The sequence below is a fragment of the Halobacteriovorax sp. genome (genome assembly GCF_041587335.1).
In the GTDB taxonomy this organism is placed as follows: domain Bacteria; phylum Bdellovibrionota; class Bacteriovoracia; order Bacteriovoracales; family Bacteriovoracaceae; genus Halobacteriovorax.
Genome location: NZ_JBFGYP010000060.1, coordinates 1 through 18,341, shown reverse-complemented (window position 1 = coordinate 18,341; position 18,341 = coordinate 1). Strand labels below are relative to the sequence as shown.

Sequence of the window (18,341 nt, the reverse complement as noted above, 5' to 3'; positions counted from 1 at the left end):
TTTAATATTTTATCACCAGTGATCTCTCTATTTTTAGCGACAATGAACTGGACTATAGTGAAGAAAATTGAAGAGAAGAACGATTAGAAAAAGATAATCTTAATACCTAGGGCGATAAGAACAAGCCCTAGGATTCTCTCAGAGATCTTTCTAGATCTAGAATAAATCTCTCTAATATATTTATGAGAAATCCCAACCGCGACAAAGATAAAGTATAAGACTGTTAATAGAGTGACCTCAGTAGCTAGGACAAACTTTGTCAGAGAGCTTGTTTGCCCACCAATAAATTGCGTGAATATACTTATAAAGTAAATTCCGGCCTTAGGGTTTAGAATATTTGTGAGGGCCCCCATTTTAAGAGCTTTTGATAGAGTAATTTCTTTTTTTTCGTGAATATTAGATAAATTTAGATCATTGTAGTCTTGATTAAATGTAGACCAAATAGTCATGATCCCAATATAGCCTAGGTAGGCTCCACCAAAGTATTGAATTGCTCTATAGAGGTCTTGATTATGCTTTAGAATAATCCCTAATCCCGCCAAGCTATAGGCCACATGAAAGAGAATACCAATCCCTAGACCTAGTGCTGTATAGATTCCAATTCTTCTAGAGTAGCTTAGAGAATTTCTAGTGATGATAAAAAAGTCTGGTCCAGGAGAGAGAAGTGCTAGAAGATGAATTCCTCCAACACTAAGTAATACTTCTAAATTAATTAGTATACTCCTGGGACAAATGATCTCTCAATTTTTTCACCATTAGACTTTTGTCCATAGTCATCGAGATAATTCTCATCTAAGAACTTTATTCTTTGAAAATTATTTTCCATAGTTTCCCACATGGAGATATTTGTGTCTTGTCCATTTTTTAGAATTATTTTTGAGAGCTTACTCATGGAATAACCTCCTCTAACAATCCCCTCAGTAAAGCTTACTGAGTAGTTTCTAAAAGTTTCTACTTTTTCACCTTTAAATCTTATATTTTCTATAGCATATCCATTCTTAGTTTCTCTCTTAATATCAAAAGTAATTCCTGAAACGTAGAGAGGAAGACCTGCTTTCATAACGATTTTAAAAAGTGTTTTAATCACTCCACCACTGACATCTGCCGTATAAATATTGTAGCCAAACTTTCTATCAAATTCGAATGATCTAGGATTTCCATTGTAAAGATCTCTTCTAGTCACATCTCCATTTGTTGGATAATTGAGTCCAGATAGGGGTTCTACATGGATTGAGAAGTCTGTATTAACTTCTTCTCTCATTGAATCATTTATAAAATGACCCCATATATGCTTATTACCACCCTCTAAAGGAGAATTTAATCTACTCTCACCTACAACTTCATTGAGCCAATCTTGTCCGTAATCATCGTAGAGATCTTCGTTGGCCTCTTCAATTTTTGCGAGAATTGCTGGATCTTCTTCACCAACAACTGGCAGTAGCTCATAAGCGTCAACGCTTACCTTCCCAGTTTCGTTATCATAATTTAGATTTAACTTTCCAAGAAATCTTCCATGGTATCCAGTCTGAACAATTGGAACTCTCTTATCTAATTTATTTTCTACGTATAAAACTTCTTCAAGAGTATGGTGAGAGTGTCCTCCAACAATGGCATCCACTTCAGGGCATCTCTTAGCCAGCTTCTTATCTTTACTTAGTCCCATATGAGTTAGAGCAATAATAATATCATTACCTCTCTCTCTTAATTCTTTTGCATATTTCTTACAAGTATCATATTCATTCTTAATTCCACCTTCATTGATACGCCACTTATAAAGAATATCATTTGTGGTTAGTCCCAGTACGCCAATCTTTACTCCGTCATACTCAAATTCAGTATAGGGTTTTAATTGCTCTTGAATATTTTGAAATCTATCGGCGGTAAAAAGATTTGCTCCTAGAAATGCAAAGCTTGGTTTTACATCCCCTAGTATTGCGTCTAGATCATCAGTTCCCATAAGGTAATCATGATTTCCTATAGTCACCACATCAAAGCCAATCATTTCATGTAACTCAAATACTTTTCTACCTTTGTCTGCAAGGTAATAGATATTTCCTTCAAGAAAATCTCCCGCATCCATCGTCAGGTTAAACATTCCTCTATCATTAGCTTTTCTTTTTTCAAAATCTATCAAGGTCTTTAATCTAGCGTATCCTCCCTGTCCCTCTAAGTGGTCAGTGTGGTCTAAATGAGAATGAAGATCATTAGTATGAAGGATTTGAATCTTAGTCGCAGCAGCAGAAAAAGATAGCGCGGTAGCCAGAAGAACTAATAAAAGTTTAGTGGTCATATTTAGCCTCTTAGATAAATGTTTTATATCTTCCAATCGGCATTGCTCTAAGATACTGGAGCTTTAGACTTTCAATAACTTAGAAACGGATCAATTTTCCTATAAACGACAGAGTAAAACTCTCGGATATCCTTCAATCTCCCACTCTGGGAGATCTATGAAATAAATATAGACTATCAAACAGCACCATCCCACCCATCATAGGATAAAGAGAGCGATTAAAATATAAAAACACCAACTTGCGTATCCCACCATAGGATGCGTCCCACCGTGACAGGAAGCCTTTGGCCCACCGAGTAATTCTATTGAATAATGCTCCCTGCTCTTCTAAATATAGCTTCAGAAAGAAAATAAAAATGATCTGGAGAGAGAACATGCAATCAAACAGCTTACACATTAAACAATTCAAACACGACATAGCTTCACCACTATCTGTTCTAAAAACTATGATTGAAATGAATGAATCATGGAATGATTGCGATAAGAAAGTGCTATCAATGGCACTAAAGAGAATGGAGAAAATGGTAGCAACTCTTGAATCAAAAGAAGAACAAGTGAATAGCTCTCCATACCACCTAATAGAGCAAGTTTTAGAAGAGAAGAAAGTTGAGTTTAAAGATAAGTCTATCTCTTATAAGTTTTCATTTTCTACAAGCGCTATGAACTCAATCTGTCATATTCAGCCCTCAGAGTTTAAGAGAGTTATCTCAAATATCATAAATAACTCAGTAGGAGCAATCTCAGAAAATGGTTTTATAAGAATTAAAGGTCATCTTAAAAATAACAAACTCATTGTATCAATCATTGATAATGGTCATGGCATAGCAGCTAGCGATGTCTCTAGAGTATTAGATCTTGGTTTTAGCTCTAAGAACTCTACTGGTCTTGGTCTCTATCACGCTAAAAAAGTTATTAGTAAGTGGAGAGGCAACTTAAAGATAAACTCAGTTTTTAACCTTGGAACGAAAGTGTCCTTGGTTATTCCTATAAATCCCTCAATCAAAGCCTTATGCGCTTAATCAACTAGCCCACCACTAAAGGCCCAAGATGAAAATTCTCTTTCTTTTCTCTTGGGCCGCATCTTATATTTTTTTCAATTAATACCTATTAAAAACTACCTATTGCCGATACAATGAATACTTAATTTACTTTAACGTCACAGGTATTCGTAAAATGAAAATCATTGAACATTTAGATAGGGCCCACAATAAAGAATTACTTTGTAGCTACGAGATTGTACCTCCTCCAAGAGGTCGCTCAGTTCAGGATATAATAGATATAGTTGAAGCGCTGCAACCATATAACCCACCATGGATTGATGTCACAAGTCATGCGGCGGGAGCATTTTACAATGAAAAGTCTGATGGCTCTATTGAAAGAAAGGTCTTTAAAAAGAGACCAGGAACAATTGGAATCTGTGGAATTATTCAAAATAGATTTAATATTGATACTTGTGTTCACCTTCTCTCTCTAGGATTTACTAAAGAAGAGACTGAAGATGCTCTTATAGAGCTTAACTTCCTAGGTATTCACAATGTTCTTGCTCTTAGAGGTGATGCTCCAAATTATAATAAGAAAATAGACACTGGTCGCCACACAAATAAATATGCCATTGATCTCGTTAAACAAATCAATGGAATAAAAAAAGGTGAATATGTTTCTGATATCTCAGGAGCTAGACCACTAGACTTCTGTACAGGAGTTGCGGGATATCCTGAAAAACACTTTGAGGCCCCAAACATGAACTTTGACATCAAAATGCTTAAGGCAAAAGTTGATGCTGGAGCAGAATATATTACAACTCAAATGTTTTTTGATAATGAAAAGTATTTTAGTTTTGTAAAAGAGTGTAGAGACGCTGGAATTACGGTTCCAATTATTCCAGGAATTAAGATCATTAAAAATGTTAATCAACTCTCTTCAATCCCTAAACATTTCTACGTTGATTTTCCAAATGAGTTTGTAGACGAGATTATGGACAATCAAGAACATGTTAAAGATATCGGTCTAGAGTGGGCAAAGAAGCAATGCCAGGGACTCGCTGAGTTTGGTGCTCCGTGTTTACATTTCTATATTATGAACGATACAAAATCAGTAATAGAAGTCGTTAAGAGTTTTAGGTAGGAGAAGAAGTGTCTAATATAAAACCTTTTAAGCAGTCTGGTAATGACTTAACTGAACTTTTAGAAAAGAGAATCGTTTTCATGGATGGTGCCATGGGAACAATGATTCAACAGTATAAGCTCACTGAAGAAGATTTTAGAGATGAGCGTTTTAAAGATCACCCTTCATCACTAAAAGGTAATAACGACCTACTCTCCCTTACGAGACCAGATGTTATTGAAGAAGTTCACTACAAGTACCTTAAGGCCGGATCAGATATTATTGAAACCAATACTTTCAGTGCGACAAGAATTGGACAAGCAGACTATCACCTAGAAGACTACGCATATGAAATAAATGTTGAATCAGCTAGGATTGCCAAAAAGGCCTGCGAAAAGATGATGAAGGAAGATCCTTCAAGAAAGTGTTTTGTCGCTGGAGCACTAGGGCCTACAAATAAAACCGCCTCAATGTCACCAGATGTAAATAACCCTGCCTATAGAGCGGTTACTTTTGATGAACTAGTAGAAAATTACTACCAACAAGCAAAAGGTCTTCTTGAGGGTGGAGCTGATATTCTACTTCCAGAGACGACTTTTGATACTTTAAATATTAAATGTGCAATATTTGCGATTAATAAATTATTCGATGAGCTCGACTACAGAGTTCCCGTTATGCTTTCTGTGACAATTACTGATGCTTCAGGAAGAACTCTATCTGGACAGACAATCGAGGCCTTTTGGAACTCTGTTCGTCACGCCAACCCTATTAGTGTGGGAATAAATTGTGCTCTTGGAGCAAAAGAGATGAGACCTTATATGGACAGGCTCTCTCAAATTGCCGATTGCTATACAAGTTGTTATCCAAATGCAGGACTTCCTAATCCACTAAGTGATACTGGCTATGATGAGCTCCCTGTAGATACTGCAACATTTCTTGAAGATTATGCCGATTCTGGATTCTTAAATCTCGTTGGCGGATGTTGTGGAACAACGCCAGGTCATATTCAAGCGATTAGAAGCCAGTTAGAATATAAAGCTCCAAGAGTAAAGCCAACTCTAAAAAAAGTAATGAACCTCTCTGGGTTAGAGCCTTTATATATAGATAGAGAAGATGAGACTCGTCCATTCTACATGGTTGGAGAGAGAACAAATGTTACGGGCTCTCCTCGTTTTGCTAAATTGATAAAAAATGGTGATTTTGATACTGCCCTAGAAGTTGCTAGACAGCAGGTTGAAAATGGCGCCAACATTATAGATATAAACTTTGATGAAGGGCTCTTAGACTCTAAGGCCTGCATGATTAAGTTTATGAACCTAGTTGCCTCTGAGCCAGAGATTTGTAAAATTCCAATAATGATTGATAGCTCTAAGTGGGAAGTCATCGAAGAGGGATTAAAGTGCATGCAAGGTAAAGGGATAGTGAATTCGATCTCTTTAAAAGAAGGTGAAGAAAAGTTCATAGAGCACGCTAGACTTATCAAATCCTACGGAGCCGCTACAGTAGTGATGGCATTCGATGAAAAGGGACAGGCCGCAGATAAGGCCGACAAGGTAAGAATTTGTCAAAGGGCCTATAAAATTCTGACAGAAGTCGTAGACTTTGATCCTAGAGATATTATTTTTGATCCTAATATTCTGACTGTTGCCACAGGAATTGATGAGCACAATAATTACGCTGTAGACTTCATTGAGGCCGTGCGAGAGATAAAAGCGACTTGTCCAGGAGTACTGACAAGTGGCGGAGTTTCAAATGTATCTTTTTCTTTTAGAGGAAATAACCTTGTAAGAGAAGCTATTCACTCATCATTTCTCTACCATGCAATTAAAGCAGGTCTCGATATGGGAATTGTTAACGCTGGAATGCTTGGAGTTTATCAAGATATTGAGCCTACTCTATTAGAGCTTGTGGAAGATGTTCTCTTAAATAGATCACCGGAAGCAACTGAGAGATTAGTTGATCATGCTGAGAAAATAAAAGGTACTGGAAAAAAGAAAGATGTAAAAGACGATAAGTGGAGACATGGAACTCTTCAAGAGAGAATGACCCACGCCCTAGTAAAGGGAATCGCAACTCATATTGAAGAAGATACAGAAGAAGCAAGATCAGAACTTGGTGCTCCTCTAAACGTCATTGAAGGTCCATTAATGGAAGCAATGAAGGTTGTTGGAGAACTCTTTGGTTCAGGAAAGATGTTTCTTCCTCAAGTCGTAAAGTCGGCCCGAGTGATGAAGGCGGCAGTTGCTTACCTTGAGCCATTTATGGAAGAGGAAAGAAGAAATAATAAGAACGCTAGAAAGCAAGGAGTCTTTGTCATTGCTACAGTGAAGGGTGATGTGCACGATATTGGAAAAAATATTGTCTCTGTTGTTCTTGCCTGTAATGGTTATGAAGTTGTTGACCTTGGTGTAATGGTTAGCTGTGAAGATATTATAAAGAAAGCAAAAGAGCACGATGCCAGCATCATAGGAATGAGTGGACTTATTACTCCTTCTCTTGATGAGATGATTCATAACGTAAAAGAATTTGAAAGACTTGGTTTCACTTGCCCAGTGATGATTGGTGGAGCAACAACAAGTAAGGCCCACAACGCTATAAAAATAGCCCCACACTACTCTGGTCCAGTGGCTCAAGTTGGAGATGCTTCACTCGTTGTAGAGATATGCTCTAAGCTTTTAAACCCAGAGACTGTTGAACAATACACTAAAGACTTAAAAGAGCATCAGGCTAAATTAAAAGATAGATTTGAACTTGGAAAAGCAGATAAAACAAAGCTAGTAGATATTAATCAATCTAGAGAGTGGAAGTTTGTATGTGATTGGGAAAAGCAAGAGATTGCAACTCCATCTTTTACAGGAATCAAGAAGTACGAAGATATTTCAATAGAAGAGCTAGTTCCCTACATTGACTGGTCACCTCTTTTTTGGACATGGCAACTTAAAGGTACTTATCCAAAAATTTTAAATAATGAAAAATATGGAGAACAAGCAACTGCTCTATTTAAAGATGCTAAAGATATTTTAAATAAAGTTATTGCTGAAAAAAAGTTTTCTCCAAAAGCAATTATCTCAATCCATAAAGCAAATGCTGTTGGAGATGATGTCGAAGTCTATGATGAAAATGGAAAGGTTTTAGAAACATTTCACTACTTAAGACAACAAAAAGAAAAGTCTGAACATAACCCACACCTATGTCTTTCAGACTTTATTGCACCTAAAGAATCTAATAGAGTTGATTACCTAGGAAACTTTGTAGTGACAATGGGTTATGAAGTTGAAGAGTTTGCTAAAATCTACCAAGACCGAGGTGATGATTATAACTCAATTATGGTTAAGGCCATTGGTGATAGATTAGCTGAGGCCATGGCCGAATATATGCACAAAGTAATTCGTGATGAGTTTGGATTTGGAAAAGAAGAGAATTTTACTAATGAAGACCTCATAAAAGAGAAGTATAGAAGTATTAGACCAGCTCCTGGATATCCTTCTTGTCCTGATCATACTGAAAAGCCAATCATGTGGAGCTTACTAGATGCTGAGAAAGAAATTGGAGTCAGTCTAACAGAGAACTGTGCCATGAATCCTCCATCATCTGTTTCAGGACAATACTTCTGCCACCCTGGTTCTAAATATTTTACTCTTGGACCAATTGCTAAGGATCAAGTTCTAGAATACTCACAAAGAAAGGATATGGAAGTTTCAAAAGTTGAAAGATGGCTGGCTCCAAACTTAGGTTATACTCCAGAGGATTAGTGAAAAAAGTGTTAGAAGTAGTTATAAGTTCAAAGGATTCCAATAAAGATCTATGGTCAAAGAGCATAGAGAGTGCGAGAAATACTATCCACACAAGAGATATGAGTGATGATGAGCTCATAAAAATTGCAATGGGTAGTGCTGATCCTATTTCTTTTAATACAGTCATCAAGCTTATCTACCGATTCACTAGAACTAATCCTAATGGGCATCAAGGAGTTGAGTGCTTTTTTAATTCTGTTGATGAGTCTCCCTACTCTCTTTCTCAGTGGATAGAGGCGATTGAATTCTTTTCTCATTGGCTCGATGAAAATAAAAGAACAACTCCCTGGCCGACACTTCTTGGATACTTGAGCTGCTGCACAGAATCTCCAGAAAATAAAAACATCAAACATAACTTAAAGCATCTTTTAAAAGATATGCTAGAAACTTATGGCTATGAAGGCTAAGCTCCTCCCAATAACAGGAATAGGTAGTCTTCCCTTTGAAGATATTGAAGAGGCGATTAGATTCTCTCTTAAGTTTGATATCCCCTTCTTGCCTGAGTTAACAAAGCTTGAAGATTCAACTAAAATCTCATCCATTAATAACTTCTTATGTTTTTCAAGTTTTATAGAAAGAGTAAAAGAAATACCTCTTTATAAGACTCAATCCTTTCTAGATATAAACTCTTCGATTAATCATAATCAAGTTCACTTCATTGACGATCCTGCTAAAGCCTTTAATAAAACTAATATAAAGTATGGACTTCACTGCTGTAACAATATAACGATTCAAGAAATAGATGGTCTCAATATCTCTCATCTCTCTTTTGATGCACAGTTAATCTCAAATCCTGAAACCTTTTTACCAGCATTGATAGAAAGAGGAATTACCCCTGTCGTTGGGGTAATCAACACTAGTGATGAAAAACATGGAATCTGCAGTAATTATGACCGCTGGAGACCACTACTTAGAAAGTATGTCATGAACTGTTGGATTTCTCCGGCCTGCGGACTCTCTAACTTTTCAATACAAGAGGTAGAAAATATCCTCGAACAACTAAGAGAAGTCCAAAGAGAGATTATCATCTCACACAGCTAAGAGACCTTATTATTTAGAATATCTCCGTATCCAGAATATCCCCAATAAACAACCTTCATATCCTTCACATCTTTATTAACTCCCGAGTTTTTCTGGAGATCAACAATTAACTTCTCTACTCGGGCGAGCTCAATCTTTAACAGCTTTTCTTCAAACTCACTCAAGTAAATCTTTCTAAGATTAACAACAGCTCCCTTATTCATGAGATCAACACTGGAGCTTAACATCTCTTTAATCTCCATTTTAACATTTTCAACCTTACTAATTTCTTGAATCCACTTTGGATTAGTCTCTCTATCTAGAACGTAGCTTCCCTCTTTATATTTAATAATATTTAAGAGTAAGAACTCTGGAATTATATTGTTAATCATAGACTTTGAAAGTCCGGTAGATTTAACTATCTTTTCAATAGTATCCGCCTTATTTGAAATTGCCTCTAATACGATTCTCTGTGAAAGTAATAAGTCCATACATCTTCTCCCTATGCCGCTGTTGAAAATTCTTTAACTGTCTTTTGCAGTTTCTTTTGCCTAATTTTTCTACTCATCTCTCTAGAGAGCTCATAAACCTCAGTTGGATTTAATAACTGCTCACACTCCCATCCAAGTCCTTCTAACCCATCTCCAGACTTCGCAAGAGATCTAATTCTCCCCTTAAGAATAAAGTACTCAGACAAGCGCATATCTGCTCCATTGATAAGTCTAAAAAACCTTGTTTTTTGAATTTTTGAATCCATTGCAAGGTTAACAATTGTAGGCCTCTTAAAAAGAGACATATACTCATGAAGTGTATGTCTTTGTATTTCCTCATAATCTTTCATCTTCTCTCCCCGTTGAAGTCTTCCCCCCTCTAAAGCAAGCTTTGGGCCAACTTTTGTATTTGCTAAAGTGCTGATTTTTCAATAACCTTTAAACTAATGTTCTAATTTAGAAACACTAGGTTCCAAATGTTAAAAGTAGCGAGCACAAATATTCGATTTGATAATCCTGCAGATAAACCAAATGATTGGGCGGGAAGAAAAGAACTTCTAACAGGACTTCTCAATAAGTTCTCTCCCGATATTATTGGAACTCAAGAAGGAAGAGAGCCGCAACTCAAAGACCTAGAGAGCTTACTCTCAGCACATAAATTAATTGACCTAAATAGAGAGTGGATTGATGAGAGAATGTACCCTTGTATATTTGTTAATCCAAAAACTATAGATGTCATTGATAGTGGTGATATCTGGCTAAGTGAGACTCCCTTCGCTGCGGGATCTAAATCATTTGAATCTGCCTTTCCAAGACTTTGTACTTGGATTCAAGCCAGAGTGATTGAAACTGGAAAAGACTTCTTCTATGTAAATACACACTTAGATCATGTTCTTGGAACAACGAGAAAAGAACAAATACAAGTTCTTATAAATGAAATCACAAAGAAGAATTCACTAAATCTACCAGTCGTTCTAACTGGAGACTTCAATGAATCCCCATCAGAGAGTGTACGTGAAGTCATAGAAAAAGACTGGCAAGAACTCTACGATCCTTGGCAACACTTAGGTCGAGCAGAGGAAACTAGTTTTCATAAATTTGATGGTAAAAATATCGATGGAAGTCGAATAGATTGGATACTTGTCGATAAGAGCTTTAGCGTAAAAACGATTCAAATAGTAAAAGACCATGAGGGAGAGATTTATCCCTCAGATCATTACCCAGTTTTTGCGAGCTTTACTTACTAACTCCAACTTCATCACCAAGTTGAATATAAGTTTCCATACCTTTAGAAGTATAATTAATAATATCTTCACTTGGTGCCCACTTCCCCTTTTCTCCAATTACGATGACTGTTGAGCCTCCAAAGAGAAAGTACCCCTTCTCTTCGCCTCGCTTAAAAGTTGTAAGGTCTGTACTCTGTACAATCTTTCCAACACAAATTGCACCAACTTCAACATAGGCAAGCTTACCAAAGTTCTCAGTCTCCATAATTGTGACTTCTCTAACATTAGTTGAGAATATATCTTGCTTCTCTCTAAGTGCGATTGGATTCACTGAATGATATAGACCACCAACTTTGTAATGGTCTAACACCTTACCTGAATCTGGGAAGTGATACCTATGATAATCCACAGGACAAAGCCTCGCTAAAAGCAGAGGTCCATCATTAAAAGTATCTTCCCACTTAGAATTAGCTAATAGCTCTTTAGCATTTAAAAACTTTCCCTTAACAGGAATTAACTTATCATCAGATATACTCTCATAACCGTAATATCTCGCCTCACTAAAAGCGGGCATTCTATTTTTATCAGAGATTATTTTTCTGGCACCCTTTTTAAAGGCCCTAATAAAGAAAGCATTAAAGCTTGAATAAGGATCGAGCTCATTTCTTCCCTCTTCAGCAACAAATTCTGACATATTGATATCAAAGTTCTTTATAAAGCCTGGAACTTTAAATCTACTGATTGCTAAGCTCTGCAATTCTCCATAAATGACACTAATTGGAGCTTTAACCAGCAGACCTGATAAAAATCGACCTAGAGCTGATTGATAGAGCCATTTAACGCCCCCATCTCCGTAGACTTTCTCTACCTCTACGTTCTGAGTTCCTCTATTAAAGTATTGAATTTCCAAGACTTTTCTCCAAGTTGACAATTTTTTTACGCAAAGCTTTCTTGCTGTTAGAATTGAAATTCATTATATCTATATAAAGGAAGTCGAGCAACTAAAGTAAAAGACATGGAGTATAATTTTGAAAAGTATTAAAGCTGTTATTTTAATTTTATTTTTATCACTTTCTCACACACTAAATGCATCAGAAACAAGCCTTCTCCTAGAAGATGAGAAGAACACAGTCTCAGTTTTTGAAAATACAGTAAAAAGTGTTGTCAACGTAACTAATATCAAAAAGGCCAGAAGAAGCTACTTTGATTACGATGCTACAGATATACCAGTTGGAGCTGGGACAGGTTTTGTATGGGACAACTCAGGTCATATCATTACCAACTTCCATGTCATTGAGGGTGGAGATAGTTTTCTCATTACTTTTCATGGAGATAAGAAGCAATATAAGGCCGAACTAGTTGGAAAAGTCAGCAATAAAGATGTCGCAGTTCTAAAGCTCATCGAAAGACCTAAAAATCTCTATCCTATAAAAGTTGGAGAATCAAAAATCTTAAAAGTAGGTCAAAAAACGATGGCGATTGGTAACCCATTTGGATTAGATCACACAATCACCAGCGGTATTATCTCTGCCCTTGAAAGAAAGATCATGGGAATTGGAAATGTAAAAATTTATGGAATGATTCAAACAGATGCTTCTATTAATCCGGGTAATTCTGGTGGACCTCTTCTAAACTCAAAAGGTGAACTAATAGGTATGAATACTGTTATCTATAGTAAGTCTGGATCTAGTGCAGGTATTGGTTTTGCTGTGCCTGTGGCAATTATAAAAAGAGTTGTGCCAGATTTAATAAAGAATGGAAAAGTGACTCGTCCAGGAATTGGCATTGGTCCAGCAAGTGAGTATCAAAAAGCTAGACTTGGAATCAAAAAAGGAATTGTTGTTCTCTATGTTGACCCTAATGGAGGGGCAGGAAAAGCTGGCGTACAAGGATTTACAAGAGACCAATTTGGAAGACACTACTCCGGAGATATCATTCTCTCAATTGATAAGAAAAATGTTGATACTATTGATGATATCTACCATGTTCTTGAGAAATATAATGTTGGTGACATAGTGAAGGCCGATGTACTTAGAGATGGAAAAATCATTACAAAAGAAATTAAGCTGATTCCAATTAACGATGACTAATAAGTTGCTGGATCAAACATTGGCATAGTATTCCACAGTCCCGTGGATTGATAATAGCCTGGGGTATAAGAAAAGTAAGGACTATAGCCATAATTTCCATACATTAATGGATTATAAAAAGTTGGTTGTTGAGTTTGATATCTAGAGCTCATAAGTCCAGGAATCGCACTAGTTAAAGACTCGGTCATCTCTTTTGAGAAAAAAGAGCTACTTCCAGAGGATGATATTTGTCTATCATCCTCTTCTTCATCTTCCTCATAGTAATCATCATTAAATAGCATACAGCGAACTGTTCTAATTGGAGTTCCGTTACTTGTTAATTTCACAGTAACTTCTTCTCTTAGTTTATCTTTAGAAAGAGAGCAAAAGATCTGTATAGAATCTTTTGCTTTTTGAACACTAGAGCATCTTCCACGTCTAGCATCAACTTTGATATCCATTAAGTTTTTTAAATAATCCACTTGTCCAATAGACTTAAAGTCAGATTCATTTTCAAATTTCATTAATTTAAAGTGGCACTGTCTATTCTTTTTAATGATATCAAAGAAGTAATTATCTCCCGCTACATACTTCTTCACTTGAACTTTTTTAGAATCAGCTACTTTAGAGTTATGGAGTAGTTCTAATTCAACCCCATAAGCTTCATCCTCTCTTTTAGAAGTTAAGCTTGTGTCTTCTACAGAATATTTAACTTCAGAACTAGAGTTGTTCTTAACTTTTATAGAGAGCCCTAGATCCTTATATGTCGATGGAGATATAACTCCTCCATCACCAAGAATCGTAACCTTATCCACTTGACTTAGAGAGTTCATATCTCCAGACTCAAGCTTTAAAGTGAACTTTTCAAAAGTTCCAATATCTATACTTCTCTCAACTGTTTCTGGGCCAGAGTAAATGGCACTTAAAGAGTAAGGAGTTATAATCTTCTTACACTTTAGTATTTTTCGCTCAGTTGATATATAGCTACAATTTTCATTTTCAGAAAAGCTCACCTTCTTAAGTTCATCACCATTTTCACGTCCTAGAACATAAACATGAGCTGATATAATCTTATATTGAGCACTATTATCTGTTTTAACTTTTAACTCAAATCCATTATCTGGAAAAATATCAGCAAAGAGTGTCTTACTATTTTTTTGCTCTGGAACAACCTGTAAGACATATGAATTCACTCCATCAGTTCGACATTCTATTGTGCTATCTTGCACGGAACATTTATCAGAAAGAACTTCAAAAGAGCTCCCCGGCAGTACTTCTACAGGCCTATTTAACGAAGACTTTAAAACTTGAAACTTATTCTTACTATCTTCAACTTCAGTTAGCTTATAAGTCATTCCTTGATTAATTTTTAGAGATAGCTCATCTGTTAAATCACCGACTTTAAGCTTTACAGTCATGCTCTCTCCGCCGACAATAGTACACGAAAACTTCTTTTTTAAAGAACTCCCCATATCACAAACGCCACCAGAGACACTTAAGTCTACTTCTTTTCCCCTAACTAACTCATCGTCTATTAGAACTTCAATATTCTTCTTGAGAGAATAAGTATTTGGCTCGAGTTCAACTAACTCCAACTGAGCTACATTCTCAAAGATCCCATCAAGAAAAGTCTTTAACTCTCCAATTCGTCCATCATTGAAATTAACCTCATCAATAGAGCAAGTAGCACTTACTCCATCTAAAAATAATTCTTTATCAATACATGGAAGGTCTTCTTCTTTTGGATAGAAAGATAAGTGATCATTTTCAACCTGAAAGTCTGATCCATATCTGGCCTTAGACTTTACAAACTCTCTAACAGAATTCTCAAAAGACTGTAGAGACTCTTCACTGGCAAGACCTTTAAGGCCCAGATTTAATACCATCTTATATCCCTCAGGAGTTGATTTCCCAAGAAAGCCAATTGTCTTAAAGAGCTCTAAATTAGAATTTTCTTTAAACTTATTCTCTAAAAAGGAGTGAAAGTCAGCATTGTATTTTCTTAATACTCTTTCCTCACAAGAATTTGCACTTGCACCAAAGGATAAAATAAATAGTAAAATCGAAAATAAATAAACTCTCACTCTAGGCTTATCGGGAGGAACGAGAATAAAATGAAGGGCTATTTAGCAAAAAAAAAGGGCCCCAAAAAGGCCCTTAAGATATTGAATTAATTAATTTTCTGATAACTTCGGGTCCATTGCATCCCTAACACCATCTCCAACTAGAACTAGAAGGAAGAGTGTAATCGCTAGTGCTAGACCAGGATAAACAGCTAACCACCAAGCGATTGTAAAGTTCTTCTGCGCCTGAGCTAAAAGCTCTCCCCAAGAAGGAGTTGGAACAGGAAGACCAAAACCAAGATAATCAAGAGAAGCTAGTCCCATGATGTGACCTGAAATCGCAAACGGAGTAAAAGTAATTATTGGCGACAGCGAGTTTGGTAAAATATGCTTAAAGATAATTCTTCCATCTTTAGAGCCCATTCCCCTTGCTGCTTCAACAAATTCTTTCTTTCTATTCTTAAGAAACTCTCCTCTTACATAGTAACTAATTGGAATCCATGAAAATAAACATGAGATGATAATTAGCATTCCAAGAGAAGGACTAAAGATATCAATTAGAATAATAAGTAAGAAAAATTGTGGAACAGTACTAAGTACCTCAATTGCTCTTTGAGTAAGTATATCAACCTTACCACCAAAGAAACCACTAACTCCACCAACAACAACACCCATCAAGAACGTTATAAACCAAACAGCGACTGCGTAAACAATACTGTACTTAAATCCATAAAGAACTCTAGTGAATACATCACGCCCTCTATCATCTGTCCCCATTAGGTTATCAGCAGTAGGAGGAGCAGGATAATAATCTACTTCAGAGTTACTTTCATTTGGGTTCCACTTAATAATTGGCCATAGAACTGAATCATCTTCTGATAACTTTAATGTTCTATAATTCATTATAAGTGTTGTCTTAATTCCAAACTCAGTTGGGTGGTATTGCTTAAGAACAGGAAAATAAGTTGTTCCCTTATAGTTTAAATATAGAGGTCTACTATTCGCAATTAATGGAGCTGCAAACGTTAACAATAAACAAATAGTAAATACTATAGCTGCAAATACAGCAGGCTTATTTCTCTTAAAGCGCTTCCATCTTTTTAGAGTAAGTTCATTTTTTATACGACTTTCTATCATGAGAAATCTATCCTTGGATCAACTAGAACATAACAAAGGTCACTTATTAAGTTACCAACTAACATTATAAGAGACTGAATAAATACAAGTCCCATAATCACATTATAATCTCTCTCAAGAAGAGATTGGTAACCAAGTAGACCCATACCATCAAGTTGGAAAATTGTTTCAATTAGAAGTGAACCAGCAAAGAATACTGCTAGAAAAGATCCAATCCCTGTAACAATAGGAATTAGTGCATTTCTTAATGCATGCTTTAGGTAAACGACTTTTTCACTTAAACCTTTTGCTCTTGCTGTTCTTACGTAATCTTTTTTAATTTCTTCAATTAAAGAGTTCTTCATTAGAAGAGTTAGAACAGTAAACTGACTAATCATGTAAGAGATAAGAGGTAGAATAAAGTGATGTGTTCTATCTACAATTTTTTCCCAAAGGTTCATATCGTAGTACTCATCTGAGTATAACTCTCCAACAGGAAACCACTCAAAGAATGCCCCACCGGCTAGAAATACAATTAAGATAATACCTAACATGAAACCTGGAATTGAATACATCCCCGAAAGAACAACACTTGAAATCATGTCAAACTTAGTACCGTTCTTGATCGCTTTAATAACCCCAAGAGGAATACAAATGAGATAAGACAGCAGTAATGAAACAACACCAAACTGAAGAGAAACTGGGAACTTACTTGAGACTACGTCTAGGACAGGCTCTTCGTAAGTAAACGACTCACCGAAGTCTAATTTGGCAATATTTGTTAACCAAATCCAGTATCTAACGTGAACTGGTTTATCAAAACCATACTGCTTTTTAAGGGCCTCTAGAACTTCTTCACTGATGGCACTGTCTTTACTAGAATTACTCATTCCAGCATTTCCACCGCCGTCAGCACCTACTCCACCAAAACGCATTTGTTGGATTTTTTGTTCTATAGGTGAACCTGGTGCAACATTGATAATTGCAAATGTAACCACAGTGATCCCTATTAAAACAGGGATCATTAGTAGTATTCTTCTTAAGATATAATTAAACAACTCTAACTCCTATCAGCTTCAACTAAAATTATTCGACTTACTTCTTAATCCACCAGTAATTTAAACCTAGATCAAATTGGTAAGTATCTTTCTCACGCTTTAGTCTGTCAGAATGTCCGTAAAATCTGTATTTTTCATTAAAGAAAAATGCGTAAGGAACATCTTCCGCAATTTGCTTATAAACTTCTTTTAAAAGAACAATTCTCTTATTTTGATCAAGCTCTACTCTTGCTTCATCAATAAGCTTATCTACTTTTGGATTCTTGTAAGAAACAAAGTTTGATCCTGATGCAGTTGCTGAGCTTGAGTGCCAAACTTGCTTTGGATCCCAATCGATTGAACCACCAGACCATGCAAGTCTAACTGCTTCAAAAGATCTCTCATCAAGCTTCTTGATGAATGTGTTCCACTCAACAAACTTAACATTGATATCAACACCAGCTTTCTTTGCATCTTCTTTATAGATAGTTAAATATTTTACGAATTCTTGATTTGGCTCAAGGATTGTAAATGACATTTTTACTTTCTGCCCATCAATCATTTTATCTAAGATACCGTCTTTATCTGTATCGGCCCAACCTTCTTTTCTTAATAATTTAAGAGCAAGTTTTGGGTTATAAAGGATTGGCTTAATTTTTTCGTTTGCATAAATTGACTGAACGTATAGAGGACCAGTCGCAGGAAGTGACATTCCGAAACGGAACTTCTCAATCATTTTTTCTCTATCAAGTAAGTGATAAAGAGCTACACGAACATTTTTTGACTTAAATAATCTATCGTTAAGGTTCCAACCAATGAATCCGTAACCTGTAGGTGCTTTATTTTGAGTCTTAACTTTAAATACTGATTTTCCCCACTGAGGACCATTAGTTTTTCTTTCATACTCTTCAACTGATAGACCGTTAAAATCTAAGTCACCTTTTTGAAGACGTTGGATAGCAACTGTACCATCCTTAACAAATCTCATTAAGATTCTACCAAAGTTGTGCTCTTTAGATCTCGCAGTATCTTTAGCTCCCCACCAACCCTTGTTTCTAACTAGAGTGATGTGCTTTCCTCTTCTGTATCCATCTAACTTATAAGGACCAGTTCCAATAAGAGTTTTGTTAAG

16 protein-coding genes are annotated in these 18,341 nt (G+C 36.1%); 7 read left to right on the top strand and 9 right to left on the bottom strand.

All coding sequences use genetic code 11. The annotated features are described in order from the left end of the window. Positions 1-83 precede the first annotated feature (83 nt). Together ABX784_RS09875 and ABX784_RS09870 are read right to left on the bottom strand one after the other, a co-directional pair. The gene (locus ABX784_RS09875; protein ID WP_372654867.1) at positions 84-680 is read right to left on the bottom strand and encodes a LysE family translocator; all 597 of its coding nucleotides are present in this window, start codon (positions 678-680) and stop codon (positions 84-86) included. Positions 681-712: 32 nt separating this feature from the next. After that, positions 713-2,290 carry a bifunctional UDP-sugar hydrolase/5'-nucleotidase gene (locus ABX784_RS09870; protein WP_372654866.1) on the bottom strand — a complete coding sequence of 526 codons (1,578 nt, stop codon included), beginning with the start codon at positions 2,288-2,290 and terminating at the stop codon, positions 713-715. A 374-nt stretch (positions 2,291-2,664) separates the two neighbouring features. Between ABX784_RS09870 and ABX784_RS09865 the strand changes: the two genes are divergently transcribed. The 5 genes from ABX784_RS09865 to ABX784_RS09845 all read left to right on the top strand — a co-directional run bounded on the left by ABX784_RS09865 (position 2,665) and on the right by ABX784_RS09845 (position 9,228). Then, entirely contained in the window at positions 2,665-3,309 is a 645-nt protein-coding gene (locus tag ABX784_RS09865) for a sensor histidine kinase (protein WP_372654865.1), read from the top strand. Between the two features lie 154 nt (positions 3,310-3,463). Continuing rightward, complete coding sequence (locus ABX784_RS09860) at positions 3,464-4,414, top strand: methylenetetrahydrofolate reductase (RefSeq protein WP_372654864.1); 951 nt, start codon at positions 3,464-3,466, stop codon at positions 4,412-4,414. Between the two features lie 8 nt (positions 4,415-4,422). Continuing rightward, complete coding sequence (gene metH / locus ABX784_RS09855; protein WP_372654863.1) at positions 4,423-8,145, top strand: methionine synthase; 3,723 nt, start codon at positions 4,423-4,425, stop codon at positions 8,143-8,145. Then, the gene (locus ABX784_RS09850) at positions 8,145-8,594 is read left to right on the top strand and encodes a hypothetical protein (protein ID WP_372654862.1); all 450 of its coding nucleotides are present in this window, start codon (positions 8,145-8,147) and stop codon (positions 8,592-8,594) included. The genes metH and ABX784_RS09850 overlap by 1 nt, the downstream gene beginning before the upstream one ends. Further along, on the top strand, positions 8,584-9,228 hold the full coding sequence (locus tag ABX784_RS09845; RefSeq protein ID WP_372654861.1) for a hypothetical protein: 645 nt from the start codon (positions 8,584-8,586) through the stop codon (positions 9,226-9,228). The genes ABX784_RS09850 and ABX784_RS09845 overlap by 11 nt, the downstream gene beginning before the upstream one ends. Here ABX784_RS09845 and ABX784_RS09840 read toward each other — a convergent pair. Both ABX784_RS09840 and ABX784_RS09835 read right to left on the bottom strand, forming a co-directional pair. Next, a complete protein-coding gene (locus tag ABX784_RS09840; protein ID WP_372654860.1) occupies positions 9,225-9,698 on the bottom strand; it encodes a hypothetical protein in 474 nt (157 codons plus the stop codon). The genes ABX784_RS09845 and ABX784_RS09840 overlap by 4 nt on opposite strands. Positions 9,699-9,709: 11 nt before the next feature. After that, positions 9,710-10,048, bottom strand: coding sequence for a hypothetical protein (locus ABX784_RS09835; protein ID WP_372654859.1), 339 nt, complete (start codon positions 10,046-10,048; stop codon positions 9,710-9,712). 126 nt (positions 10,049-10,174) lie between these two features. Between ABX784_RS09835 and ABX784_RS09830 the strand changes: the two genes are divergently transcribed. Next, on the top strand, positions 10,175-10,945 hold the full coding sequence (locus tag ABX784_RS09830) for an endonuclease/exonuclease/phosphatase family protein (protein WP_372654858.1): 771 nt from the start codon (positions 10,175-10,177) through the stop codon (positions 10,943-10,945). Here the strand turns inward: ABX784_RS09830 and ABX784_RS09825 are convergent. Next, positions 10,935-11,834, bottom strand: a complete 900-nt coding sequence (locus ABX784_RS09825; RefSeq protein WP_372654857.1) for a phosphatidylserine decarboxylase — start codon at positions 11,832-11,834, stop codon at positions 10,935-10,937. The genes ABX784_RS09830 and ABX784_RS09825 overlap by 11 nt on opposite strands. A 118-nt stretch (positions 11,835-11,952) precedes the next feature. Between ABX784_RS09825 and ABX784_RS09820 the strand changes: the two genes are divergently transcribed. Beyond that, on the top strand, positions 11,953-13,014 hold the full coding sequence (locus ABX784_RS09820; RefSeq protein WP_372654856.1) for a S1C family serine protease: 1,062 nt from the start codon (positions 11,953-11,955) through the stop codon (positions 13,012-13,014). Here ABX784_RS09820 and ABX784_RS09815 read toward each other — a convergent pair. The 4 genes from ABX784_RS09815 to ABX784_RS09800 all read right to left on the bottom strand — a co-directional run. Continuing rightward, the gene (locus tag ABX784_RS09815) at positions 13,011-15,077 is read right to left on the bottom strand and encodes a hypothetical protein (RefSeq protein ID WP_372654855.1); all 2,067 of its coding nucleotides are present in this window, start codon (positions 15,075-15,077) and stop codon (positions 13,011-13,013) included. The genes ABX784_RS09820 and ABX784_RS09815 overlap by 4 nt on opposite strands. 90 nt (positions 15,078-15,167) lie before the next feature. Then, entirely contained in the window at positions 15,168-16,193 is a 1,026-nt protein-coding gene (locus tag ABX784_RS09810) for an ABC transporter permease subunit (RefSeq protein ID WP_372654854.1), read from the bottom strand. Next, positions 16,190-17,230, bottom strand: coding sequence for an ABC transporter permease subunit (locus ABX784_RS09805; protein ID WP_372654853.1), 1,041 nt, complete (start codon positions 17,228-17,230; stop codon positions 16,190-16,192). The genes ABX784_RS09810 and ABX784_RS09805 overlap by 4 nt, the downstream gene beginning before the upstream one ends. Positions 17,231-17,267: 37 nt before the next feature. Continuing rightward, the coding region (locus tag ABX784_RS09800; protein WP_372654852.1) for an ABC transporter substrate-binding protein at positions 17,268-18,341 on the bottom strand (1,074 nt) is incomplete at its 5' end.